Source organism: Rubritalea sp. (genome assembly GCF_039830215.1).
Classification (GTDB): domain Bacteria; phylum Verrucomicrobiota; class Verrucomicrobiia; order Verrucomicrobiales; family Akkermansiaceae; genus Rubritalea.
This window is the reverse complement of the sequence record NZ_JBDOPO010000293.1, coordinates 1-4,585: the sequence shown is the minus strand read 5'-3', so window position 1 is coordinate 4,585 and position 4,585 is coordinate 1. Positions and strand designations below refer to the sequence as shown.

At 50.5% G+C, this 4,585-nt stretch carries 3 protein-coding genes; 2 read left to right on the top strand and 1 reads right to left on the bottom strand.

Features of this window, described 5'->3' with window-relative positions; genetic code table 11:
- Positions 1-1,110, top strand: a 1,110-nt coding sequence (pyk, locus tag ABGY95_RS09745; protein ID WP_347441489.1) for a pyruvate kinase, incomplete at its 5' end; no start/stop codon positions are given.
- A 407-nt stretch (positions 1,111-1,517) separates the two neighbouring features.
- On the opposite strand, the gene ABGY95_RS09740 is transcribed toward pyk, so the two are convergent.
- On the bottom strand, positions 1,518-3,611 hold the full coding sequence (locus ABGY95_RS09740) for a glycosyltransferase (protein WP_347441488.1): 2,094 nt from the start codon (positions 3,609-3,611) through the stop codon (positions 1,518-1,520).
- 72 nt (positions 3,612-3,683) lie between these two features.
- On the opposite strand from ABGY95_RS09740, the gene queA reads away from it, so the two are divergent.
- Positions 3,684-4,585, top strand: a 902-nt coding sequence (queA, locus tag ABGY95_RS09735; RefSeq protein ID WP_347441487.1) for a tRNA preQ1(34) S-adenosylmethionine ribosyltransferase-isomerase QueA, incomplete at its 3' end; no start/stop codon positions are given.

Genomic DNA, 4,585 nt, shown 5'->3' with positions numbered 1-4,585 from the left:
CCAGCAACCATACCGTTCTCCACAACAGTGAACTACGAAGGCATGATGGACGACGTTTCTGCTGGAGCAACGCTCGTAGTAGACAACGGCACAATGCTCATGCGCATTAAGGAGAAGAACGCAGACAACCTTATCTGTGAAGTACTCACAGCTGGCGAAGTTGGCAACCGTCGCCACATCAACCTTCCTGGCACACGCCTCAATCTCCCAGCTCTCACTGAGAAAGATCACTACGACCTTAAACTCGCAGTTGAGTGCAAGGCTGACTACATCGCTGGTTCATTCGTTCGCGACGCAGCACACGTAAACGAACTTCGCTCCGAAATGGAAAAGCTCGGCGGTAGCTCACAGCTCGTCTCCAAGGTCGAAGACCAAGAAGCGATCAAGAACATCGACGACATCATCCTCGCATCTGACATCATCATGATCGCTCGTGGTGACCTAGGTATCGAAGTACACGTCGAAGAACTCCCAATCATTCAGCGCCACATCACGCGCCGCTGTCACGAACTTGGGCGCCGCGTTATCGTTGCCACTCACATGCTTGAGTCAATGATCATCAACCCAACACCTACACGCGCAGAAGTAACTGACGTTGCCAATGCAGTGTATGAAGAAGCTGACGCGATCATGCTTTCAGGTGAAACAGCTACAGGTGAGTACCCAGCACGCTGTGTTGAAACTCTCGATCGTATCGCTCTTCGTACTGAACGCTCTGGCGCTATCGGAAACGGCAAACTTGCCGTTCTCAGCACAGATAAGCAGAAGGTCATCCGCGCAGCTACTAAGCTGGCAGACTCCCTCGAAGGCGCTGAACTTGTTGTCTTCACTAAGGCTGGACGCATGGCCACTCAGGCTGCACTTCTTCGCCCTGAAGCATGCATTCACGCATTCGCACCAGAGGCAGCCACATGCCGCAAGCTTTCACTAGCACGCGGTATCGAGCCACACGTCCTTCCCTTCTACGACGAGCCACTCGACACGATCAACCACGCTATTGAGTTCCTTAAGGAAAACGAGCTCGTTAAAGAAGGCACACCTCTCGTGATCCTCTCTGACACACTTCGTCAAAGCACTCCAGTGGACTCAATCCTCGTAGTTTACGCCTAAGCCACACTACCAATCATTTCTCAAAGCTCCGAACAGCCATGCTGCTCGGAGTTTTTTTGTGTCTAGACCCCCCACTACCCCTTACTTAGATATGTTTACCGCATGCCGAATAGCAACAAATTTAACGGTCGCCGCAAGCAAAACCCCGAGAAGCAAAGCCCCGAGCAGCACAGGCCACAATATACCGCTATCCTTGCCCGTGATCTTAGCCACCCTAAATAACCCATCTTTATCTGTGTGCCTGCGATCGCCCCAAGCAATCAAAAAAAATGAGAGAACCCATACTGTTAGTGAATATAAAGCAACTCGAATGAGATACAGACTTTGAAACACCCCTCAACCCATCTATCCACTGGATAAAATGAAAGGTAGCCAACAACTACCGACTACTGAATATTACCACACACTTAATCTGCGATATTAAAAACTAATTTCTGCACTATATTTTTCCCAGTTAGCCCTTCAAATCTGACTCTAATCCTCCAACTATCACCAAGCCTTTCAGCCACGACAAGCAACATTGAATCCTCATAAGTTAGATCCCATTCGCTATACTCTCCTGCGTATTGCCACCCTTCCCCCTGGAGTCGCTGGATAAGAATCGCCCTCAAGTTCTCGCTAATGACTGGGCTCACATATTCATCCACCCATTCAGACCTCTCATACTTCCTCCTAAAACAACGGAACTGAGGAAGAGTCATATGACCAGAATACCACTTCCGAGAAAGCCCACGCACATAAGGATGAAGAGCCGAGAGTATGATTAATTTCCATTTAGTCGAGAAACTGAACCACTCTCGGGCCAGTAGCCTCTGAGGCATCATGGTCGCCCAAGTCATCTGATAGGGAGACTCACCTGCCAGACCGTGATAGATGACAGAAGCGCTTGAGATGCCAGTTACCGAGCCAACATAGACGCAACCTTCCCATCGTATCCCATTCTTACCAAAATACTCTGGATGACTCTCCATCAAGAGCGACTCGGCTCTCCCGTAGCCCCACTGCTGCTTTAGATAACGCTTCCAGTTCGTACGCCTCCGATGCCAGACAAATGATCCACCGTGAAATCCAATTTTATATCCAGCCTCGCGTAACCTCCAACAAAAATCCACATCATCGCCAGCCACCCAGTATTGCTCACCAAAACCACCAATCTCGTCAAAGACTGCTTTACGCACACTCAGATGACACCCTGGTATATGCTCAGCCTCCACATCACTCAACATTACGTGAGAGGGAGCTCCTGGAGCACAAGCAACCACAGCCTCATCCTCTACTTCTGCTGGGGGTGGTATGTTAGGACCTCCACAGGCACCCCAATCATTTGCTGCATACGCTTTGGCCAGCCAATAGAGGTAATCCCGATCAGCCTCACAATCATCGTCAATATAAGAAAGAATTTCCCCCTTTGCTGCTGATGCTCCACTATTGCGCGCCACACTCAAGCCCAGGTGCGCTGAGTGAATAATTCGGATAAAATCGAATTGCTCAAGCAACTCCAAAGTACCATCTGTCGAACCGTCATCCACAACCAGAACCTCATAGTTAGGGTAGTTTAGATTGCGCAACGACTCCACTGCACCTCCCACTCGCTGTACTCCATTGTAGACACAGACGATGACTGAGATCAGAGGCATCGGGAAATGCTCTAAACTGTCTTCTCTAATCACACCGAACGCCAACTTCGGACATCCCGCGCTAGTCACCAAGCCAAAGGCCCAGTCATTAACAAGTCTCCCACCATTGTACCAAAGATCTGACCAGGCAAAGCACGTCCAGCCTGCAGAGCCCTCACTCTGGGCCACCTGCACCCCCCACCTCAGCACTTCTGCCTGTTTTTGCTCATTTGACCTAAAAGTATCAAAACCAAACTCAGATATGAGCAGTGGTCGGTCACCCGCAATGTGATGCAAACGTCGCAGGTAGGACCTGTAATCAGCTTCGGACTCCAGGTACACGTTCATCGCTGTGTAATCTGCATTTCTTGGCTCTAAGTACTCACTACTCGGGTAGCTGGCGTAGGCGACCAATAAGTGTGGGCATTCTAACTTCACTAAATCAATTAACTCCTCGAGACTCCCGCGAGTTAGCTCCACTCCAAGCCACCTAGCAATGTCTGGCCGCACCTCATTTGCCACCAAACAGCTCACCACGGCTGGATGCTGCCCCCACTTTTCCAACTGCCGTCTTATCCCCTCTTTGACATTTTCAAAAATGGTATAAAATCCATTTCCAGTGAAAACTCTATCCCACTCCCATTCCAGACCGACAATCACGAACAATCCATTCGCCTGCGCTGCATCTAGCAGCGCAAAATCAGGCTCCCCATAGACTCGCACTGCATGGAATCCAGCCTGCACGATTTGCACTAACTCGAATCCATGATCGACTCCCCCCACAGGAAATGGCCCATAAGTCACCACCTTCAAGAAAACACGCTCCCCGCGAATACGGAAAAATTTACCATCGGTATCAAGAATTGCAGTTTGAGCGGCTAGCACGGGCAAAAGACTAATCCAACTCTAGGACACTTCAATATTGAATCTTCAGCAAATTTAGGTTCAAACCAAGTCATGAGCTTACGCACCGATGACTTTGACTTCCATCTCCCAGAGGAACTCATTGCCAATAGACCTCTTGAGAACCGTGTCGGATCTCGCATGCTCGTCATTCACCGCGATTCGGGAAAAATCGAACACCGCCAGTTCGCCGACATCCACGAGTATTTCACCCCTGATGACCTGCTAGTGCTCAACAACACCAAAGTCATCCCCGCTCGCGTCTTCTCCAATGACAACGCGATTGAGCTCGTCGTCACCGACCGACCTAGCCCGCAACTCTGGGAATGCATGGTCAGACCTGGCAAGAAAATGAAACCGGGCCGAACCGTCGAAGTAGGCGATGCTATTGGCACCGTCATTGAAATCCTAGAAAATGGCAACCGCCTGATAGAATGGGATACATTTGTCGACATCCACGAACACGGCTCTCTCGCCCTCCCGCACTACATGGGCCGCGATAGTGACCTAGCCGATCTGGAGCGCTACCAAACCGTCTTCGCTGAAGAAGAAGGCGCCATCGCTGCTCCCACAGCAGGCCTCCACTTCACCCCAGAAGTTCTCTCGGATATCGATCACGCATTCCTCACACTGCACGTAGGCATCGGCACATTCCGGCCAGTCAAAGCAGAGCTCATCCAAGACCACGACATGCACTCAGAGCGCTATTCAGTCAGCAAAGACACCGCTGATCGAATCAACACGGCAAAGAGAGTCACCGCGGTAGGCACCACCTGCACGCGTGTCCTCGAAAGCCTCGGCAGAGAATCTACCACACTAGACGAAAGCAAAGGCGCAACTGACATCTTCATCTACCCAGGATTTGAATTTAAAGTAGTCGACCGCCTACTCACCAACTTCCACCTCCCCAAGAGCACACTCATCATGCTCGTCAGCGCCTTCGTCGGAAAGAAACT